This is a genomic window from Roseburia sp. MSJ-14 (genome assembly GCF_018918225.1).
Classification (GTDB): domain Bacteria; phylum Bacillota; class Clostridia; order Lachnospirales; family Lachnospiraceae; genus Petralouisia.
In genome coordinates this window covers 19,650-42,416 of record NZ_JAHLQD010000050.1, presented here as the reverse complement: position 1 = coordinate 42,416, position 22,767 = coordinate 19,650, and the positions used below count along the sequence as shown (strand labels likewise).

At 37.7% G+C, this 22,767-nt stretch carries 11 protein-coding genes; all 11 read left to right on the top strand.

Annotated elements, in window-relative coordinates; translation table 11 throughout:
• Positions 1–83 precede the first annotated feature (83 nt).
• Positions 84–1,211, top strand: a complete 1,128-nt coding sequence (locus KQI83_RS13675) for a hypothetical protein (protein ID WP_216559204.1) — start codon at positions 84–86, stop codon at positions 1,209–1,211.
• A gap of 90 nt (positions 1,212–1,301) precedes the next feature.
• Positions 1,302–2,306 (top strand): NAD-dependent epimerase, encoded by a 1,005-nt coding sequence (locus KQI83_RS13670; protein ID WP_216559201.1) that lies wholly within the window; start codon positions 1,302–1,304, stop codon positions 2,304–2,306.
• A gap of 20 nt (positions 2,307–2,326) precedes the next feature.
• Positions 2,327–3,898 carry a transglutaminase domain-containing protein gene (locus KQI83_RS17125; RefSeq protein ID WP_216559198.1) on the top strand — a complete coding sequence of 524 codons (1,572 nt, stop codon included), beginning with the start codon at positions 2,327–2,329 and terminating at the stop codon, positions 3,896–3,898.
• 147 nt (positions 3,899–4,045) lie between these two features.
• Entirely contained in the window at positions 4,046–6,922 is a 2,877-nt protein-coding gene (locus KQI83_RS13660) for a leucine-rich repeat protein (RefSeq protein ID WP_216559195.1), read from the top strand.
• A gap of 70 nt (positions 6,923–6,992) precedes the next feature.
• Positions 6,993–9,716, top strand: coding sequence for an InlB B-repeat-containing protein (locus KQI83_RS13655; RefSeq protein WP_216559192.1), 2,724 nt, complete (start codon positions 6,993–6,995; stop codon positions 9,714–9,716).
• 196 nt (positions 9,717–9,912) lie between these two features.
• A complete protein-coding gene (locus KQI83_RS13650) occupies positions 9,913–13,026 on the top strand; it encodes an N-acetylmuramoyl-L-alanine amidase (RefSeq protein WP_216559190.1) in 3,114 nt (1,037 codons plus the stop codon).
• Positions 13,027–13,256: 230 nt separating this feature from the next.
• A complete protein-coding gene (locus tag KQI83_RS13645; protein ID WP_216559187.1) occupies positions 13,257–15,305 on the top strand; it encodes a leucine-rich repeat domain-containing protein in 2,049 nt (682 codons plus the stop codon).
• A 20-nt stretch (positions 15,306–15,325) separates the two neighbouring features.
• Positions 15,326–17,206 carry a hypothetical protein gene (locus KQI83_RS13640; RefSeq protein ID WP_216559185.1) on the top strand — a complete coding sequence of 627 codons (1,881 nt, stop codon included), beginning with the start codon at positions 15,326–15,328 and terminating at the stop codon, positions 17,204–17,206.
• Between the two features lie 115 nt (positions 17,207–17,321).
• Complete coding sequence (locus tag KQI83_RS13635) at positions 17,322–19,769, top strand: glycosyltransferase family 2 protein (RefSeq protein WP_216559182.1); 2,448 nt, start codon at positions 17,322–17,324, stop codon at positions 19,767–19,769.
• Positions 19,770–19,878: 109 nt separating this feature from the next.
• Entirely contained in the window at positions 19,879–20,811 is a 933-nt protein-coding gene (locus KQI83_RS13630; RefSeq protein WP_216559179.1) for a glycosyltransferase family 2 protein, read from the top strand.
• Entirely contained in the window at positions 20,811–22,760 is a 1,950-nt protein-coding gene (locus tag KQI83_RS13625; RefSeq protein ID WP_216559176.1) for a DUF2142 domain-containing protein, read from the top strand. The genes KQI83_RS13630 and KQI83_RS13625 overlap by 1 nt, the downstream gene beginning before the upstream one ends.
• Positions 22,761–22,767 lie beyond the last annotated feature (7 nt).

The window sequence follows — 22,767 nt, the reverse complement described above, 5'->3', positions numbered from 1 at the left end:
GAAAAATAAATGTTGAAAATTGGAAAAATAGCTGATAAACTAAATATATAGCTAAATTTTACTGAGAGAGGAGAAGTAGAGTTATGAAGAAACAGTTAATGAAAGTTGCAGCATTCTTTGGATTAGTGGTTACGGTATGTTTTGTAAGTAAATTATCTGCAAATGCATATACAACCGGAGAGCTGAGAACAGAGAACGGACAGCAGTACTTGTATGCAAACGGACAGAAGGTAATTAACGATTTTGTATTTGATGGAACTTATACTTACTATGCACAGGCGGACGGGACACCAATGACAGATCGTTTGACTTATCATCCGGATGGAGAACATATTATTTATTTTGATGAAAGCGGACATGAAGTATTTTCTAATTTCCAGTATTGTCCAAGCGTAGGATATACCTGTTATTTTGATTCACAGGGATATATCTACAAGGATCAGCTTACTTTTGTAGATGGTGACCCATATTACTTAAATGCAAACGGAAAGATGGAACAGGACGGATGGTTTCAGTTTTCGAATGGTTTGGATTATGGATATGCATATGCTAGTGGTGAATTAGAACATCAAGGATTTGATTATGATCCATGGGGGAGAGTTGTATATTATCATTGGAATGGAATGGTAGCCCGTGGATTGATTACAGATGGAAATAATTATTATAATATGTCCACAGACGATGGACATTACTTAGGACATTTTTCTACCGGTAATCCAAATCCGGTATATGGACCGGGAAATTATATTGTTGGAGTAAATATTCCGGCAGGTGAATACTTCTTAGCAAGTCAGGGCGATGGAGTAGATTTCGATATAATTGGAGCTGATAACAGACGAGTAAGAGGAGATTGGAATTCACAGAACCTGATTTTTACCGTTTTAAATGGAGAGACATTGTACATTAATGAAGGAATTGCTACTGCTAATTTGGCTTCTCAGGGAATTGATACTTCTCAACCTGCATTGAATGCTAAGATTGGAGTACATTTAGGACCTGGAGTATACAGAATAACAGCAACAGATGTATATGGAACACCAGATGGCAGAAAAGGAATTTCATATTTTAATTTGTGGAATGACAGTTCATTCTTAAATGGAGTGGCAAATAGTTGTGACTTTTCTTATACCGGTCAATATGTAGATGTAAGAGTATCAGCAGGACAGATGTTAGATGTTTGGAACGCATATGTTACTTATGTAGGACCGTAATACAGCAAAAAAGCCGGGCATAAAGTGTGAATGCCCGGCTTTTCACTTACAAACAAAGACATAAAGAAAGATAAATAATTGGAGAAGAATATGTTAAAGGATTATAAGCCCTTAGATAAAACAAAAAAGATTTTAGTAACTGGCGGAGCCGGATTTATTGGTTTTCATTTCAGCAAGAAATTATTAGAATTAGGATGTCAAGTGGTTGGATTTGATAATCTTAATGAATATTACGATGTAAAGCTGAAATATGATCGTCTTGCAATACTGCAGGAGTTTGAGAAGTTTCGTTTTATAAAGGGTGATTTGGCAGACAAGAATGTGTTAGAACAATTGTTTGAAACGGAAAGACCTGATATTGTTGTAAATCTTGGCGCGCAGGCAGGAGTTCGATATAGCATAGAGAATCCGGAGGCTTATATGCAGTCTAATATGATAGGATTTTTTAATATATTAGAATGTTGCCGGCATTATCCGGTAGAACATCTGGTATATGCTTCCTCCAGTTCTGTATATGGGGTAAATAAAAAGATCCCATTTTCCACACAGGATAAGGTTGATAATCCGGTAAGTCTTTATGCGGCTACGAAAAAGTCAAATGAACTTATGGCACATTGTTATAGTAAGTTGTATGGAATACCATCAACCGGATTAAGATTTTTTACTGTGTATGGGCCGTACGGAAGACCGGATATGGCATATTTTTCTTTTACCCAAAAGATTATGAAGGGGGAAACAATTAAAGTGTTCAATCACGGCGATATGTATCGAGACTTTACTTATGTAGACGATATTGTTGCCGGAATGATAAATATCCTCAGCAATCCACCAAAGAAAAATGAAAATGGTGTAAGATATAAAATATACAATATAGGAAATAATAAACCGGAGAAATTGATGTATTTTATTGAAACATTAGAAAAGTGTTTAGGAAAAGAAGCAAAGAAGGAGTTTTATCCAATGCAACCGGGAGATGTATATCAGACATATGCAGACGTGACAGACTTGATAGAAGACTTCGACTTTAAGCCCGGTACACCAATTGAAGAAGGATTACAGAAATTTGCTGAGTGGTACAGAGAGTATTACAAATAATGAAATGGAGGAATGAAAGAGTGAAGAAATTAAGAGGAAGTTTGGTATTAATGCTGATTATGGCAATGTGTATTCAGCTGGTACCTATGAATGTATTTGCCAGTGAGCCAATGGAGGAGCTGGCAAATAAAACAGGATATTTACCACTGGAACTGGAAGAAGTTGAACTTACAGATGAAGATGTGGCAGATGCCTATACGTTAGAGGAACAGGAACAAATCGGAGCCACCTATCAGGCAGGAGTTTCAAGTTACGAATCAAGATATTATTATTATCAGTTGTCCGATAGTAAAAAGGCATTATATGATAGCATGTACTATCAGTGCAACCAGTATTTAAGTACACAGCAGGATGCGACTACTTATAATAGCAGTTATGGTAGAACCGATTATATTGAGTGTACAGGATTTTCCAGAGACGATTTAATGGAAGTAGTATATTTATTTACTATCTCTAATCCACAGTTCTATTTTGTTCGTGGAACAGCCGCGATGACAGGAACACAGGGAAGTAGAAGCTTTGTGGCATTAGCAATATATGCGGATTATATTTCAGGATCTGCGCGTGCAAATTATACTGCACAGTTTATGAATAAAGTAAATAATTGGTTAAATACCATAAATGCACAGGGTAGCGAGTATAAAAAGATAAAGGCAGCACATGATATAGTTTGTGCTAATGTTACTTATGATAATGGAAGTAATATTGACAAACATCAGAGTAGTGCAACAGCAGTACTTACTGGAAATACAGTATGTGCAGGTTATTCCCAGATGTTTTCTTTGCTGTGTAATGCAGCAGGAATGGAGACAGTTTGTGTTACAAGTCCGGAACATGAATGGAATGAAGTATATCTGTATGGCGGTTGGTATGTGGTTGACTGTACCTGGGATGATTTAGATGATTCTAATTCCTGGGATTATACATATTTCTGTAAGTCAGAAAGTGCCATTGATGAAGGATATCATGAACCGGAAGCCTATATTGTTGCATACAGACCGGGATGTTATGTAGATTATATCGGTAAAGTATCTTCTTACAATGGAAATACTTTTTATCGTGAGCCGGACGAAAGTATAAGATGTTACAATAAAAACGGAGCATTGATTACCAACAAGTTTATGTTTGACGGTAGCTATACTTATTATATGCAGGCAGATGGTTCAGCGATGACAGACCGATTGACCTATCATCCGGACGGAGTGCATATTATTTATTTTGATACTTATGGACATGAAGTATTTAATAACTTCCAGTATTGTCCAAGTGTAGGATATACCTGCTATTTTGATTCACAGGGATATATCTATAAGGATGTTATTACATTTGCAAACAATGCAGTATATTATTTAGATGCAAACGGAAAAATGCAGAATAGTGGTTGGTTCCAATTTGCAAATGGTGTAGATTATGGATTTGCTAACTGGAATGGAACATTAAATACAAGTGGATTTTCCTATGATCCATGGGGAAGAATTGTATTCTATCATTGGAATGGAATGGTAGCTCGTGGATTGATTACAGATGGTGCTTATTACTATAGCATGGATACCACAGATGGTCATTACTTAGGAAGCTTTCCGGTAAACTAAAAATAAAAAGCTGACGATATAACGATAGGGAGAGTGTAAAATACAAGCACTCTCCCTGTTTTTATACAATAGGAAATTGCGTTCTATTGCATAAAAAGCGCTCCGCTAAGGATGTAATAGGAAATGTTGAAGGAGGAAGGAAAAGGGATGAAGGAGAGAAAGGTATTAAAGAAGTTAATGGCATTTACATTAAGTTTGTTACTGGGGATGATGTCATCTGTAAGTGTTGTTCAGGCAGAGGAAATATCTGATGCAATAGAAGAAAATCAGGTAGAGGAGCAATTAGGAGAGAACGAATATGTGCTCGATGCCGATGAAGAAGATGTGCTAAAAGATGAAGAAAAGCCGGAAGTACCATCAGGTTATAAGGTCGATTTGGAACAGGAGAATGAAGTAGACTTATACCAAGATGAGAAAGAACTGGCATCTGCGAATAATTCTTGTGGAGATAATGTAGCATGGAACTTGAATAATGGTGTGCTTACCATTAGTGGAACGGGAGCGATGAGTGACTATTCAGGAAGGGCTTTACCGGCATGGTATAGTCAGAGAGCCGGTATTACTTCCATTGTAGTTAGTGAAGGGATTACTTATGTAGGTTCATGTGCGTTTTACGGTCTAAATAGTGTAACAACGGTATCATTGCCATCATCATTAACTGCATGTGGCAATATGGTATTTGCAGAATGTAGTGGCTTAAGTAGTGTATCGGTACCGGCAGGAGTTACCTCTATTTCATATGCAATGTTTGCAAACTGTACAAGCCTTAGTACAATGAGTGCACCGGGAGCAACTGCCTATGGAGATTATGCATTCCAGGGATGTAACTTTTCAAAATTTACGGTAGGCAGGAATGTCAATACAATTAGTTCACTGGCATTTTTTAATATGAATGCAACAGAATTTGAGGTAGAAGCAGGGAATACCGTATATTTTGCATCAAATGGTGTACTGTTTACAGATGGAGGAGCTACGTTGTATGCATATCCTTCATCAAATACCAATACTTCTTATATAGTTCCTAACACGGTAAGAAAAATTGGAGATTTAGCATTTAATAATAATAAGTATGTAACACAGCTTACAATTGGAAATTCTGTTACAAGTTTGGGAGAATCAGCATTTCAGGCTTGTTCCGGTTTAGAATCTATTACAATTCCGGATAGTGTGACGGAAGCTGGGAATTTTACCTTTTATGAATGCCCGAATTTAAAAAGTATAAATTTTGGCAGGGGATTAAAAGAGACGTCATATCAGATGTTTGAAGAGTGTAGCGCATTAACAACCATTAATTTTGGAGAAGGTTTGAGTTCTCTTGCAGCAAGAACTTTTGGATATTGTAGTGGATTGAAAAACGTAAGTCTTCCGGCAACTGTAAAAAGTATAGGAAATGGATGTTTTGGTGAATGTTCGAATTTGCAAAGTGTTGCATTGGCGGCATTGACGGATATTCCGTATCAGGCTTTCTTGAATGATTATTCTTTGACAACAGTTTCCCTAAATGAGGGATTGACCACAATTAATCGCTATGCTTTTGGAGGGTGCGGAAATTTAAGAAGAATTACATTACCATCCACCATAAAGATTGTTTATTCCTATGGATTCCCGGATGCCACTGAGGTGGTTCAAACAGGAACTGCATTGACACAGTATGGGCATAATGGGTATCGAAGTATGGAAAAGGTATCTGTGTCCTGTACCAGAAATTATAACTATGCTTATGAAGTATTGAATATTGTAAATCAGAGAAGAAGCGAAAACGGTCTTGCACCGCTGGTGATGAATTCCTCTTTGATGGAATCAGCTATGCAGCGTGCGGCTGAAACATCTATTTTGTTTTCCCATACCAGACCGGATAGCTCATTATGCTTGGATATTAATAGTCTGATGTATGGTGAGAATATTGCATCAGGATATTCAGATGCCTCAAGCGTTATGACGGGATGGATGAATTCCAGCGGACATAAAGCAAATATTTTGGATACCGATTATACAACAATCGGTATCGGTTGTGTTAATATTAATGGTGTATGGTATTGGACACAGTGTTTTGGAATAGGGGCTGATAGTAATAGTTGTTCCAAACCTTCAGATACCTATGTAACAGAAACCATTAATATAGCGGCAGAAACCTTTAAAGAAGCGCCAACAACATCAGGGATTATTTGGGGAGAACAGGAATCCTATACATATACGGTAGGAATCAGTGTGTCCAAAACAGATTTAGATTTGAATAGTTCGGTACAAGCGAACTTATATATTAAAAATCCGGGAAATTCACAGTGTACAATCGTAAATAATGATGAAAATATTGTTTGGTCCAGTAGTAACAGCTCGGTTGCAACAATAGAAAACGGAGTAATAAAAGCGATAAAGACGGGCGGGACTACAATTACGGCAGCAACAAAAAACGGTGCCTATAAAGCGTCCTTACAAATTGGTGTAAATATAGGAACATTTGTTACACAGTATGGCAATTTGAGTTTTTACCGCTACCGGGATGGAAAAATGCGCTGTTATGATGAAAACTTTAATATGATTAAAAATCAGTTTGTGTTTGATGGATCGTACACCTATTATATGCAGGCGGATGGGACACCGATGTGTGACAGATTAACTTATCATCCGGATGGAGTACATATTATTTATCTGGATTCCAATGGACACGAGGTGTTCAATAATTTCCAGTACTGTCCAAGCGTTGGATATACCTGCTATTTTGACTCTCAGGGATATATCTACAAGGATGTTATTACATTTGCAAATAATGCAGTGTATTATTTAGATGCCAACGGAAGAATGCAAAACAGTGGTTGGTTCCAATTTGCAAATGGCGTAGATTATGGATTTGCCAACTGGGATGGAACATTAAATACAGGTGGATTCACCTATGATCCATGGGGAAGAATCGTATTCTATCATTGGAACGGAATGGTAGCCCGTGGATTGATTACAGATGGTGTTTATTACTATAGCATGGATACCACAGACGGTCATTATCTGGGAAGCTTTCCGGTAAACTAAAATGGAAAATTCAGTTGTAATAAATTACAAAGTATTTATCAGGCTATAAGCCGATGAAAGGAGAAAAAATTTGAAGTTACGAAAGAGAATCTTAGGGTTACTGTTGGCAAGTAGTATTCTCGTGTGGGAGACACCGCATATTGTATTGGCAGAACCATTGAATGACAGTCAAAATGAAGAAGTGTCAATACAGAACAATGTGGATAATGAAGGCGAAGAAACACAAGCCATGATGGGGTACATTGCATCGCCTGAGGATGAGAATGCACCGGTAGTAGATGAACAAAGTATAGATAACGATATATTAAAAGAAGTAAATACGCCGGTAAAATATAATCCACTGGAAACTAGCTATGGATATCAATTGCCGTCTATCAGAAATCAGAATCCTTATGGAACCTGCTGGGCGTTTTCTACAGCAGCAATTACAGAGATGAGTTATCTTTTAAAAACCGGAAATCCGGTGGATGTATCAGAGCTGCAAATTGCATATTATACATATCATAGTTCCACAGACCCGCTTGGAGGAACAAATGGCGATAGTGTAGATTATGTTGGAACAGGAGAAACATATCTTGATTTTGGTGGAAACTTAAGCTATTCTACGCAGGCATTGATGAATTGGCGAGGGGCTGTAGATGAGGCTACAGTTCCCTATTCAGAGGCAGCACAAACTTTGAGTAATGGATTGCCTTCTGAGTATGAGTATAATAGTGACAGATTGCATGTACAGGATGTATATAAAATTAATATTAAGGGAAATCCAAATGAAGTAAAAAAAGCAATTATGAATTACGGAGCAGTAGGAGCATCCTATTATCATGATGCTTCATATTATAATGCTGCAAATAATTCATACTATTGTACAGAAAGTGGCAGTAACCACGCGATTGCAATTGTGGGCTGGGATGATGATTTCCCTGCATCGAATTTTAATACAGCACCCTCAGAAAATGGTGCATGGCTGATTCGAAATAGTTGGGGGGATGACGCAATGAGTATGTCGGGGTATTTCTGGATGTCGTATGAAGATGTATCGCTAAATAATACGGTGTATGCAGTAGTTGCAGAGGATGCTTCAAATTACGATCATAATTATCAATATGACGGAGGGATAACAGCGGGGTATGTGTATCTGAATGCACAGCAAAGTGTTGCAAATGTGTTCACGATAAAGGGAGAACATGAAATGCTAAAAGCAGTGTCTATGGTTATTCCCGCAAATTCACAAGTGAACTATACAATAAAAATATATAAGAATCTTACAGATAGTACAAATCCGGAAAGCGGAATATTAGTTTCGTCTGCAACTACAAGCGGGACTACAGAGTTTGCCGGATCTTATACGATTCCTCTTAATAACGGTGTAATATTAAAAAAAGGGGAAAATTTTTCGGTTGTAGTAAATTTGAGTAAAGAGGGAGAAACGGTTGGAGTAGGTACAGAGGGCACGCAGAATATATGGAATAGCGTGAATGTAATAGTGAGTGCCGAGGCTGGACAGAGTTTTTGTAAAACCGGTACTTCATGGGTAGATTATGGGGCAAATTGTAATGAAAATCTTCGTATTAAAGCATATACAAGCGATATTGCAGTAGAATCTTATAACGTAACATTGAATGCAAACGGTGGAACAGTAACACCGAATGAAATTTCAGTATATAATGGAGATGTATATGGAACCTTACCTGTACCAACGCGAAAGGGATATGGTTTCATTGGGTGGTATACAGAAGCTTCCGGAGGAATAAAGATAACAGAAGATACTCAGGTTGAACTTTCAAATGACCAGACACTTTATGCTCATTGGGTGAAGGCTTCTGCCGTAACATTGAATGCGAATGGTGGGTCAGTAACGCCATCAACCATCTCAGTAATTAAGGGAGAAAAATATGGGACATTACCAATTCCAGTCAAAAGTGGTTATGAATTTACAGGTTGGTATACGCAAGCAGAAGGTGGAACAGAAGTAACAGAGGATACCATTGTGTCAGTTAGTGGAAATCATACACTGTACGCACAGTGGATTGGCAAACAATATAAGGTGACTTTGAATGCAAATGGTGGATGGATTGATGGAAGCAATTCATTACAAGTGAGAAATGGAGACAAGTATGGTACACTTCCAATATCTAATTATGAAGGGATGAGCTTTGTTGGCTGGTATACGAAACCTGAAGGAGGCACAAAAATAACAGAAAATACCATAGTCAATCTTTCAAAAGAACAGACTTTGTATGCACATTATAGCGGCTGGAAAAAGAGTAGCACAGGAGACATACGCCTTTATGATGATAATGGAAATATGGTGACAAATCAGTTTGCGTTTGATGGTAGTTATACTTATTATTTGCAGGCAGATGGATCTCCGATGAAAGATAGATTGACTTACCATCCGGATGGAGAACATATTATTTATCTGGATTCCAATGGACATGAAGTGTTTAATAATTTCCAGTATTGTCCAAGTGTAGGATATACCTGCTATTTTGACTCTCAGGGATATCTATATAAAGATCAGATTACATTTGTAGGAGATAAAGTATATTATCTGAATGCCAACGGTGCAATGGAAAATAGTGGATGGTTTCGGTTTGCTAACGGTATGGACTATGGATTTGCTAACTGGGACGGAACATTGAATACAAGCGGCTTTTCCTATGACCCATGGGGAAGATTAGTGTTCTATCACTGGAATGGAATGGTAGCACGTGGATTGATTACAGATGGTGCTTATTACTATAGCATGGATACCACAGACGGTCATTATCTGGGAAGCTTTCCGGTAAACTAGAAAAATGTTAAGACCTTGGACAGGAGTGATTATAGCTGCTGTTCAAGGTTTTTTCTATGCGTTGTAAGAAAATTGTAAATAAAAAAAGGTAAAAATTGTAAATTTTGGGAATATGGTTGAATGAAAAAAAGATGGGTGATATACTAAAAAAGGTAAATTATAGAAACATGTAGAAAAAGCAAAGAAGGAAACGAGGATGAAGAGAAGAGCAAAGAAATTACTTGCAATTGTATTGGCGGCGTTGACTGTAGGGACAACTTTTCCAATGCAGACGGTTATGGCAGCAGGAACAGATGCAAGTCAGCAAGCAACCGTAACAGAATCATCTGTCGCAGAGCAGTCAAGTGCAACGGAATCTGTAACAGATGGGACAGTACAAGGGGCAGAATTACAAGGAGAATCTGTACAGGCAGATACAACCGTAACGGATGGAACAACTGCACAGGCAGGTACAACCGTAACGGATGAAGATGTTCAAACAGATAACGTAGCAGTGCAGCAGGCAGACACCCAGGAGAATACTACAACAAATGCAGTAACAGATAATGCAGGAATTGGATATGTAGTAGTGTCTGAGCCAACAGTGGCGTTGAATGAAACACAGAACATTTTAGTTGGAATCGGCGAAGAAGGTGCCAATATTCAGAATGTTGTGTTGAACGTGTCAAAGGACGGGGTTATTTCTCAGATACCTGCAAGCAAACAGGATGGAAATGCATTCCTGTTTACAAAGCAGTATACGCAGGAGGAAGAGAGTGGAGTATATAAACTTGAGAGTGTTACATTTTTATTAGATGGTCAGGAAGTAACAAAGAACTTTGCAGATGCAGGATTTGATGTTTCTTATGGAGTAAATCAGGAAGTAGAAACCAATCCGGATGCAGTTGTTACAGAAGAAAGTGATAATACAGATGCAGATCTTGATATTGTTACCATCGATGAGAATGGAAATACAGTTTCTCAGGATACCATCGGGGATGCAATTGAAAATGCAAAGAGTGCAGATGGCGTGAACGGAAGTACCAAGGCAAGCAATGGAAATGTTGTAGTTGTATTGGATCCGGGACATGATAATACACATGCAGGAGCAAGAGGTAATGGCTTGGCAGAGGAAGACCTGAACTTAAAAATTGCTAAGTATTGCCGTGCAGAATTACAGACTTATCAAGGTGTTACCGTATACATGACAAGAAATGATAATGGAGATTGCCCTTATCCGGGAACATCTTCTACAGACTGTAATGCCAATCGTGTAGCGTTTGCACAGAGTGTGGGAGCGAGTGTATATGTAAGTATTCATAACAACTCATCCCCAAGTTCTTCTGCTCATGGAGCAATGGTATATTATCCAAACGGAAATTATAATCCTACTATAGGAGCACAGGGACAGCAGCTTGCAAGCATTATTGAGGATAAGCTGGTGGCTTTGGGATTAGCAAATCGCGGAATTCAGATTAGAAATTCCGGTGATAATACAACATATCCGGACGGCTCTTTAGCAGATTACTATGGTGTTATCAGAAGAAGTAAGCTGGCAGGATTCCCGGCAATTATTGTGGAGCATGCCTTTGTTAGTAATGCAGGGGATGCAAATAACTTCTTAAACAGTGATGCGAAGTTACAGCAATTAGGTATTGCAGATGCAACCGGTATTGCAGAATATTTTGGATTATCTAAGAGCAATTTAGACTTAAAAGGTATTTGTTATAATTACACAAATCGCGGAATTGATGTTGGAGTAGATTATGGAACAACTGGTAGCAACATTCGATTCAAATGGATGGCATATGACTTAGATACACAGGAGTGGGAAGGAATTAGTGACTGGTATGCCGGCAACTGGGCAACCTGGCAGCCACATACAGGAAACTACTGGCTTCAGGTGCAGGCAATTACAGACGAAGGATATACTGCAAGTCAGACAATTAACTTCCATGTAACACAGAATTATGCACCAAATAGTGTGAAGATATCAGGAATTTGTTATCAGTACCAGCAAAACGGTGTGAATATTGGTGTTGGATATGAAAGTAACGACCCGGGCTTAAAGTTCAGATGGTTATCTTATAACTTAGATGAACAGCGTTGGAGTGAAATCAGCGGCTGGTTTGGAGGCAACTGGGCAACCTGGAAACCGAAGGTTGGAAATTATTGGCTTCAGGCTCAGGTTATGAACTCCTTGGGACAGGTATGGACATATACCATTTGTTTTGCAAATACCAATAATTATATTACAGAGCCGTTGACAATGGACGGAATTGCATATGTAGTAAATGAGGATTGCATTAACGTAGGTGCAGCATATACTACATTACAGTCTGGTATCGAGTTCCGTTGGATGGCATATAATTTACAGACACAACAGTGGAGTAATATTTCCGGATGGTCAAGTGCAAACTGGACAGACTGGAAACCACAACCGGGAAATTATTGGCTTCATGTAGAAGGAAGAACCAAGGATGGCGTGGTAAAAGATTATACTACATGCTTTGCGGTAGATAAGGATTATACAAAGAAGTCTTTGGAAATTTCCGGTATTTGTGTGGTGGAAGAACCAATCGGAATTAATATTGGTGTTGCCTACCAGACAAAAGCGGCAAGTGTAAACTTTAAATATAGCATTTATGATTTGAATAAAAATACCTGGACAGATATTTCAGGATGGACAGGTGCCAACTGGGCAACCTGGTATCCGGAATCCGGTTCTTACTGGATTTATGTGGAAGCGGTAACAAATGAAGGTGTTACTGCCAATAAGTGTATCGGATATGTGATTGATTCAAGATATGCGATTATGGGAAGCAGCAGTACCACTTTGAGCCAAATGGTAAATTATTACAATGCAAATCAGGCATATCCGGAGTTTTATCGTGGATCAGATGCACCTACAATACAGGCATTTTGCCAGATATACATACAAGAGTGTCAGGCAGAGGGTGTGAAAGTTGAAGTAGCCTTTTGCCAGGCAATGAAAGAAACAGGATTTTTACGTTACGGTGGAGATGTAAGCATCGGACAGTATAATTTTGCCGGATTAGGAGCTACCGGAAACGGTAATCCGGGAGAAAGTTTCGGCAGTGTTAGAGAAGGTGTAAGAGCACAGGTACAGCACCTTAAGGCATATGCTTCTACCGACCCATTGAATAATCCATGTGTAGACAAGAGATTTGACCTTGTTGCAAGAGGTTCTGCTCCATATGTAGAATGGTTAGGAATCAAAGAAAACCCATATGGTAAAGGATGGGCAACCGCTAAAAATTATGGATATAGTATAAAGAATGATTATATGAAGAAATTATTCACTTATTAATTATTCATTTATTAAATTGAAATAGTTACAAAAGAAAGCTTCACATTATTGGTGACATATCAGTAATGTGAAGCTTTTGTATTATTCACATAAGAAGAAATAAATTGTAAAAAGTCGATTAGAGTGATAAAATGAAAAAAAATAAAAAAAATAGAATTTTTTAAAACCTGTAGAAAAAATAACTCGTCTAGTAAGTGTAACAAGAAAATGCAAAGGAAAAGGAGAAACGTATGAAATTAAAAAAAGTAATGCTCACATTAACCTTAGTATTTGTTACAGGTGCATTTCAGATGCCTGTACATGCAGCAGAAGAAAGTGCTCAGGTGACAGCGCAGGAAAATGAACAGAGTGTGGATGCAACTGAGGCACAGGAAACAGATACAGAAGTTATAGGGGAAACATTAGGGGCAAACACAAATGAAAGTGATTTTAACTGGAACGGTACAATTATTACAGGCTATACAGGTAGTGCAACAGACGTAGTTATTCCGGAAAGAGCTACGGGAATAGCAGATAGTGCTTTTGCCAGAACAGGGATTACAAGTATTACATTTTCAGGGAATAATATGACGACAATAGGAATGGAAGCATTTTCAGGTTGTAGTTCCTTGAACAGTATCAGTTTTCCGGCTAGTTTAAAGAGCATTGGTTATCGGGCATTTTATGGATGTAGTGCATTACAGGAAGTAGTAATACCGGAAAATGTACAGAGCATAGGAATGGAAGCATTCAAAAACTGTAGTACAATTAATAAATTCAATATAAAAAGTAGTGTTTTAAATAGCACAGGCTCTGGAATATTTAGCGGATGTAGTAGTTTGAAAACAGTAACTATGAATGGAGAGCTTTCGACAATTCCAGAAGGGATGTTTTCAGGAGCAGAATATATTACAAGTATTACAATTCCACAGACAGTAACAACAATAGGGAGGGAAGCATTTAATAATTGTACGTCATTAAAGCAAGTGGTAATACCAGAAAATGTAGAGCGCTTAGGAGATTTTTCATTTAACAATTGTACGTCATTAAAGAGTGTGACATTTCCTTCAGGTTTAAAAAATATAGATTATCGCTCATTTTATAATTGTACAGCATTACAGGAAGTAGTAATACCGGAAAATGTACAGAGCATAGGAATGGAAGCATTCAAAAACTGTAGTACAATTAATAAATTCAATATAAAAAGTAGTGTTTTAAATAGCACAGGCTCTGGAATATTTAGCGGATGTAGTAGTTTGAAAACAGTAACTATGAATGGAGAGCTTTCGACAATTCCAGAAGGGATGTTTTCAGGAGCAGAATATATTACAAGTATTACAATTCCACAGACAGTAACAACAATAGGGAGGGAAGCATTTAATAATTGTACGTCATTAAAGCAAGTGGTAATACCAGAAAATGTAGAGCGCTTAGGAGATTTTTCATTTAACAATTGTACGTCATTAAAGAGTGTGACATTTCCTTCAGGTTTAAAAAATATAGATTATCGCTCATTTTATAATTGTACAGCATTACAGGAAGTAGTAATACCGGAAAATGTGCAAGGCATAGGAATGGAAGCATTTGCAGGATGTAGCGCATTAACAAAGCTGACAACAAAGGCAGTCGATACAAGTTGGAGTTATTCTGTTTTCTCAAATGATTTAAGACTTGTCATTTATGGTTTAGAAGGTGCTACAATTGAAACTTATGCAAAAGATAATAATATAAAGTTTGTCTCTATGGGACATGCACCTGGCTGGTTTACAGGCTCTGATGGTCAGGTAAGATATTATGATAAAAATGGCAATATGGTAAAAAATCAGTTTGCTTTTGATGGAAAGTATACCTATTATTTGCAGGCAGATGGAAGTCCAATGAAGGATAGATTAACTTATCATCCGGATGGAGAGCATATTATTTACTTTGATTCCGACGGACATGAAGTATTTAACAGTTTTCAATATTGTCCAAGTGTAGGATATACCTGCTATTTTGATTCTCAGGGATATATTTACAAAGATCAGATTACATTTGTAGGTGATAAAGTATATTATTTAAATGCAAATGGAAAAATGGAACAGAACGGATGGTTCCAGTTCGCAAATGGTAGAGATTTTGGATATGCTAATAGTGACGGAACGTTAAAGACAGATGGCTTTTCTTATGATCCATGGGGAAGAGTTGTATTCTATCATTGGAATGGAATGGTAGCTCGTGGTTTGATAACAGACGGTGCATATTATTATAATATGGATGCTACAGATGGACATTATTTAGGAAGTTTTCCGGTAAACTAAATTGAAAAGGAGAGAAGAGTATGAAAAAACCTTTTAAAGTGTTACTATCAGGAGTTTGTGCATTTGCGATGATGTTTTCTATGGGAGAACAGTTAGCATTTGCAGAAGAAATAAATCCACAGGAATTTGTATCACAGACATATGAGTCTGGAACAGTTACGATTTCCTCAGCAGCAGAGCTTGCAAGCTATGCTGCTGGGACAATGAATCAAAACTATGTTCTTATATGCGATATTGATATTAGTGCATATATTGGAAGTATTGCAGGTATGAGCTTATCCGGAACTTTTGATGGAAATGGACATATTATTTATGGAATGCAGGGAGAAACCTCATTGTTTTCGCAGGTAGCAAGTTCCGGAACAGTAAGAAACCTCACGGTTGTAGGAAATCTACAGGTAAATAGTTCTTCATTAAAAGATGTTGGCGGAATAGTTGAGTATAATGACGGAACCATTGAAGACTGTGTGAGTCGTGTTAATATCAATGCCGGCGGAAGTTATGCAATTCGTGTCGGTGGAATTACAGGTCAGAATGCCGGAAATATTTACAGGTGTAAGAATGAGGGAAACATTTCGGGAAATATAAGTGAAATAGGCGGTATTGCAGCAATGAACGGTGGGGAACATGTTGTTGATTGTGAAAATACCGGAAATATAACATTTAACACACGAGATTGTCATGTCTATGCAGGTGGAATTATCGGAGAGGAAAGCCGTTACATTGGTGCTAGTCAGTTTACGGTTGAAAACTGCAAGAACTTAGGAGATATTCAAGGCGATGCAGGAAATGGAGCAGCATCAATCGGTGGAGTAATCGGAGAAACCGGAAGAAAAGGAGACAATAGCACTTCCTCCATAAAGAATTGTACCAATACGGGAAATATTTCGGGAGTAGGAGAGTTAGGTGGTGTAATCGGAAAAATAGGTCTTGACCATAACTATAGTGTTAATGGAGTAGAGATAGCAAGTAACGGGGACAACATTATTGTAGATGGTTGTGGCAGTACAGGAATAATTACAGCAAAGAAACCAACAGAAGGGAACAATACAACATGGTTAGGGGGAGTATTTGGTAGCATTAATATTACCCAAAATGGAACTATTTATATAAAAAATTGTGGAAGTTCATCAAGTTTATATAGTGAAAATGGAATAACTGGAGAGGATACCGTTGGTGGCATCGGTGGTTCCATGAATAATATTGGAAATGCCGAAGGTATAGCAAATAGCTATGTATATGTGGAGAACTGCTACAATAGAGGGTATATAGATAATAATATAAAATATGTTTCGGATTTGATTGCCGCTACTTATGGTGGAAATATGGCAGTAACAAAGTGTGAGTATAATGGAAACAGATTTAAAATCGATACAGACGGAACTATATATGCTTATTATCCGGATGGAAGTGCTATTTATAATCAGTTTATATTTGATGGATTTTTTACTTATTATATTCAGGCAAATGGAACTGCAATGAAAGATCGATTGACCTATCACCCGGATGGAACACATATTATTTGCTTTGATGCCCAAGGACACGAAGTATTTATGGACTTCCAGTATTGTTCCAGTGTAGGATATACCTGTTACTTTGATTCTTTAGGATATATTTATAAAGACCAGATTACATTTGTTGGAAGTAAGGCGTTTTATTTAAACCAAAATGGTAAAATGGAAAATTCCGGATGGTTTCAGTTCGCAAACGGTGTAGATTATGGTTATGCAAATAGTGATGGAACTTTAAAGACAAATCAATTTTCCTACGATGCATGGGGAAGAGTTGTGTTCTATCATTGGAATGGAATGGTAGCAAGAGGCTTAATAACAGACGGTGTTTACTATTATAGTATGGACACTACCGATGGACATTATCTGGGAAGTTTTCCGGTGAATTAAGAAAGTAAAAATTTTATAGAATGTATCAGAACAGAAAAAGAGGTTGTGACAAACCTCTTTTTCGTTTATACTAGAAAAGAATTCTGTAAAATATAGGTAAGAACGGAGAACACAGATGGATAGAAATAGATTTTATATAGAAAAGATAAGATTTCATTTACAGGAGGAAGATACACTTCTGATACGCGGATGGTATTCCCAGAATAATCCTCAGAAGCGTCAGGTAAAGGTGTACTTGGACGGACAAGAGCTTGCAACTAAGGTAAGTATCAAAAGCGGTGTAACCGTGCGCCAGCGTTACTTGCGTTATCAGGAGAATATTAGTGAGGAATTGACCATTCAGGTGAAATTGCCAAAAGACTGGCAGAATAAGAAGCAGTTGTCTGTGGTAGATACCAGAAACAGTGCCCAGTGGTTAATTGAAAAAGTAAGTGTAAAGCAGTTAAAGAAAAAGCAAAACAGTGTGGAATATTTCATTGAGACAGCAAACGTTTCGGAAAATATATTAACATTGAGTGGATGGGGCATAGGAACCAAAGAGCTTGCATTGACGCTTAAGTTAGATGGAAAGCCTGCAAAAGATGTAACAATTAAGAAAAACTACCGTAGAGATGTAATGGAAGTATTCGAAGAAGTAGGAAATTCCTACGAAGCAGGATTTCAAATATCAACTTCCGTAGCAGGAGTAAAAAAAGTAGAAGTGATTTTGGAATCAGCAGATAAGAAAAGTGTGTATAAAACATCTGTTGCAGCGGCAGCAAGTGGAAAAGGTAGTGCCGCTGGCATCAATGCATTTCAGAAGTTTTTTATTTATCTGCGAAAAGAAGGAGTTTCTGCAACTTTCAACCGAATCCGAGTGAAGTTGTTCCATAAGAAAGACACCTTTACTTATGAAAGATGGCTAAAGGACAATCAGATTACAAAGAGCGAGTTAGAGGAACAGCGAAAAGAGACATTTTCCTACGAACCGAAGTTTAGTATTGTAGTTCCTTTATACATGACAAAGGAATCCTACTTACGGGCATTGATTGAGTCCGTGGCAAATCAAACTTACGCTAACTGGGAACTGTGTTTTGCAGATGGAAGCGGCGAGGGAAGTCCTTTAGAAAAGATTATAAAGGAATATCAGAAGCGTGGATTAGATATTCAATATGAAATTTTAGCGGAAAACAAGGGAATCTCAGAAAATACCAATGCAGCTATAAAAATGGCAACAGGAGATTATATCGTATTAGCGGATCATGATGATATTGTGGCTGAGAATGCCCTATATGAATGTGCTAAGGCAATCAATGCAGATAAAAATATTGATGTGTTATATTCGGATGAAGATAAGATTGATATGGCAGGAAAGAAGTATTTTGATCCGAACTTTAAGCCCGATTTAAATATGGATTTGCTTTGCAGTATGAACTATATTTGTCACTTGTTTGTGGTAAAAAAGACAATCATTGATAAAATCGGAATGTTACGCAGTGAATTTGACGGAGCGCAGGATCATGACTTTATCTTGCGTTGCGTAGAAGTAGCCCAGAGCGTTTACCATATTCCAAAGGTATTATATCACTGGAGATGCCATATTAATTCCACAGCAGCAAATCCGGAAAGCAAGCTGTATGCATTTGAAGCAGGTCGAAAGGCAGTAGAGGAGCATTACAAGAGAATCGGCGTTCCCGCAAAGGTAGAACACAGCAGTTTTTATGGAATGTTCCACACAAAGTTCTGCTGGGAAGAGCAGCCATTGATTTCTATTTTGATTCCAAATAAAGACCACATAGAGGACTTAAAAAAATGTATGGAATCCATAGAGCAAAAATCTACTTACCGTAACTTTGAATTTGTGGTAATTGAAAATAACAGTACGGAAGAGGAAACGTTTGCTTATTATAAAGAGATTGCGAAAAAGGAAAATGTTCAGGTAGTTTATTATAAGGGAGGATTTAACTTCTCTAAAATCAACAACTTTGGTGCCCAATATGCCAAAGGCGAATATTTGTTGTTATTAAACAATGATACAGAGATTATCACACCGGAATGTTTACAGGAATTGTTAGGCTACTGTATGCGCGAAGATGTAGGAATTGTCGGTGCAAAACTTTGCTATGACGATGATACCATTCAGCATGCAGGCGTGGTAATTGGATTTGGAGGAATGGCGGGACATGCCTTTATAGAATCCTCCAGATTTGATACCGGTTATATGGGACGCATCATGTGTGCGCAGGATTATTCCGCAGTAACAGCTGCTTGTATGATGACAAAGAAGAGTGTATACAATGCAGTGGGGGGACTAACAGAGGCATTAGAAGTAGCTTTTAATGATATAGACTACTGTTTGAAAGTAAGAGAGCTTGGAAAACTGGTGGTGTATAATCCATATGCAGAACTGTACCATTACGAATCCAAGTCCAGAGGGATGGAAGATACACCGGAAAAAGTGGAACGCTTTAATAGTGAAGTTGCAAAATTCTGTGAACGTTGGGAAGATATTTTGCAAAAAGGTGACCCATATTACAATCCAAATCTTACCTTAGATAAGGCAGACTTCTCTTTGCGAGTGTAGGATATTTGAATGAAAAAGTCAGTATAAGTGGCTTATCTTGAATAAAAGGTAAAAAAATGTTAGAATAAGCCGTATGTATTTGATTAGAGACAGGTAAAAGGAGAAAAAAATGGATAAAATAGCAGTATTGATTCCTTGTTATAATGAGAGTAAAACAATAGAAAAGGTAGTAACAGATTTTAAACGTGTATTGCCGGAAGCAGTTATTTATGTATATGATAACAATTCTACTGACGGAACAGATGAGATAGCCCGTAAGGCAGGAGCAGTTGTCCGTTACGAGTACCAGCAGGGAAAGGGAAATGTAATACGAAGAATGTTTCGTGATATTGATGCAGAGTGCTATATTATGGCAGATGGAGATGATACCTATCCGGCAGAATTTGCACCGGAAATGATTAAAAAGGTATTTGAGCGAAATGCAGATATGGTAGTGGGTGATCGTTTATCTTCTACCTATTTTACAGAGAATAAGAGACCGTTTCATAATTTCGGTAATTCTATCGTAAGAAAGAGTATCAATATACTGTTTGGTACAGATATTAAGGATATTATGACCGGATATCGTGCCTTCAGTTATCAGTTTGTAAAGTCTTTCCCGGTATTATCAAAGGGATTTGAGATTGAGACAGAAATGAGTATTCATGCAGCAGACAAGAATATGTTTGTAGAAAATGTCATCATTGATTATCGTGACAGACCGGAGGGAAGCGAGTCAAAACTGAATACATTTTCCGATGGATTCAAGGTAATTAAAACGATTGTGAAATTGTATCGTAACTATAAACCGATGGGATTTTTCGGTGGAATCGCTTTGATATTAGCAATTCTTTCTGTATTGTTATTTATACCGGTATTAATTGCTTACCATGATACCGGTATGGTTGGAAATTTCCCAACATTGTTCGTATCCTTATTTATTATGTTGGCTGCAATTCAGTCATTCTTTGCAGGAATGATTTTACAGACAAGCTGCCAGAAGAATCGTCAGGACTTTGAAATGCAGTTACAACGATTGAAGGATGAGAGGGATAGAAAATAATGTGGGACAAGATAAAAAAGATAGATAGAAAATATGTGTGGGCGGTGTTTGCAGTATTGTTTTCTGCAATGGTAATGCTGTATTTCAAAGGCGTATTTATCGGTGCTTCCCAGACAGATTTTAATGAGATGGATGCAAATACAGAAAATGTACCATTGTCTGCCGGAACAGTTCGCCAGTCTTTTAACATATTAAATGATATGAAGTATATTGACATGCTGTTGGCTAACACAGGTGAAAAGACAGAGACTGTGCAGATTGTGTTGGGAAATGCTCAGACAGGAGAAGTGTTGGGAGAGCAGACCGTAGAGGTAGCACCATCCAACGGAATGGAACAGCAGATACATCTGGATATGCAGACCAATGGAATTGATGCCGGAACAGAGCTGTATGTGGAGATACAGTCTGATGTACAAAATCAGGATGTATATGTGTGTGTAGATTCCGGGGAATACGAAGAGCAGTTCACACAGAACGGAACAGCATTGTGGTATCGTATTCGTATGTCTATTACATATGGATTAGTTAGTTTAAAACTGTTTTTTGTCATTACCGGATTTTTTGTATTGGTATCTGCCTTAATCTTTTTTGTACCAATCAAAGGAACGAAACATTATAACGTACAGATGATGTTCTTAGTACTTGGAATAATTGGCGGAATTGCAATGGCGGTAATGAATCCGCCGGGACAGGAATGTGACGGTTGGGATCATTTCCTGCGAGCAACAGATGTTTCTTATGGAAATGTGTTGCGTCCGTTTGCAGATGTTGCACATAAAGACGGTGTGATTCGTGTGCCGGAGAATATCAATGATTTTGATTTTGGATTGGTTCAGCCGAATTCAAGTTATGGTACTGTTTATGTGAAAAATTTACAGGAACAGAGTTTTGCAAAAGATACGATATTAATGAAATATGATGGAGGCGTGACCTCTATTTCCTATTATCCACAGGCAATCGGAATTTTCTTAGGTAGATTGTTTGGACTTAGCATGTACGGAGTCTTTTTAATGGCAAGATTATTCAATCTGGCTGTGTATATGGTAATTGTGTATTTTGCTATCAAGATAATTCCGATTTATAAACAGCTTATGGCAGTTGTTGCCATTATGCCAATGATGATGTATCAGGCAGCTTCCTGTTCACCGGATGCGCTTTTAAATGCCTTATGCTTTTTATTTAGTGCGTTGTGTATACGTTATGCATTAGAGGAAGAAAAGAAATTGAATTGGAAAAATGCCATTGCATTGAGCGCAATACTCTTGGTTATTTTTGTAATGAAATATGTATATATCTGTATTGGTTTGTTGGTGTTCTTAATTCCGATGAAGCGTTTCGGAGAAAAGAAGGATTACTGGAAAGCCTTTGGAATAGCCATGATTCCATTGGTGTTGATTGGTGGATATTTGTTACTCCACATGTTTGGTTCTGTGTCTACTTTGCAGGCAACTACCGATGGCATTTCACAGACACAGTACTTAAAGCAACATCCGTTAATGTTACCAAAAGTTATTGTGGCAACCATTGTGCAGCAGTTTGATTATTTTATGGGAAATGTCAATACACTGGGCTGGTTAAAATATCCATTGGGAGCGTTGTTGTATATTGTTCCGTGTTTTGTAGTTGGAGTTGCATGTGTAAATACCAACGAAATGTCCAAAAAGCTAACACGCGTCCAGAAAATTATCTGTGTATGTGCGGGTGGATTGTGTATTCTGGCAGTATTTGTGGGACTATATATCGGTGATGGTGTAAACAATGCAGTGGGAACGCCGGTAGTACATGGTTTTCAGGGAAGATATATTTTACCGGTGTTACCATTACTGTTCATAGGAACCGGAAGTAAGAAAATCGAAAATAAAATAGAGCGTTTTTCAGAAAAAGCAGTAGGCGGCATGGGACTTATGACTGCATATGCCGTTATCCAGTTAGTATCATACTGTTATTAAAAGAAAG

What these genes read in the sequence shown, in the direction of transcription:
- KQI83_RS13675 (WP_216559204.1), top strand. Translation starts at nt 84, where the DNA reads ATGAAGAAACAGTTAATGAAAGTTGCAGCATTCTTTGGATTAGTGGTT.
- KQI83_RS13670 (WP_216559201.1), top strand. Translation starts at nt 1,302, where the DNA reads ATGTTAAAGGATTATAAGCCCTTAGATAAAACAAAAAAGATTTTAGTA.
- KQI83_RS13660 (WP_216559195.1), top strand. Translation starts at nt 4,046, where the DNA reads ATGAAGGAGAGAAAGGTATTAAAGAAGTTAATGGCATTTACATTAAGT.
- KQI83_RS13650 (WP_216559190.1), top strand. Translation starts at nt 9,913, where the DNA reads ATGAAGAGAAGAGCAAAGAAATTACTTGCAATTGTATTGGCGGCGTTG.
- KQI83_RS13645 (WP_216559187.1), top strand. Translation starts at nt 13,257, where the DNA reads ATGAAATTAAAAAAAGTAATGCTCACATTAACCTTAGTATTTGTTACA.
- KQI83_RS13640 (WP_216559185.1), top strand. Translation starts at nt 15,326, where the DNA reads ATGAAAAAACCTTTTAAAGTGTTACTATCAGGAGTTTGTGCATTTGCG.
- KQI83_RS13635 (WP_216559182.1), top strand. Translation starts at nt 17,322, where the DNA reads ATGGATAGAAATAGATTTTATATAGAAAAGATAAGATTTCATTTACAG.
- KQI83_RS13630 (WP_216559179.1), top strand. Translation starts at nt 19,879, where the DNA reads ATGGATAAAATAGCAGTATTGATTCCTTGTTATAATGAGAGTAAAACA.
- KQI83_RS13625 (WP_216559176.1), top strand. Translation starts at nt 20,811, where the DNA reads ATGTGGGACAAGATAAAAAAGATAGATAGAAAATATGTGTGGGCGGTG.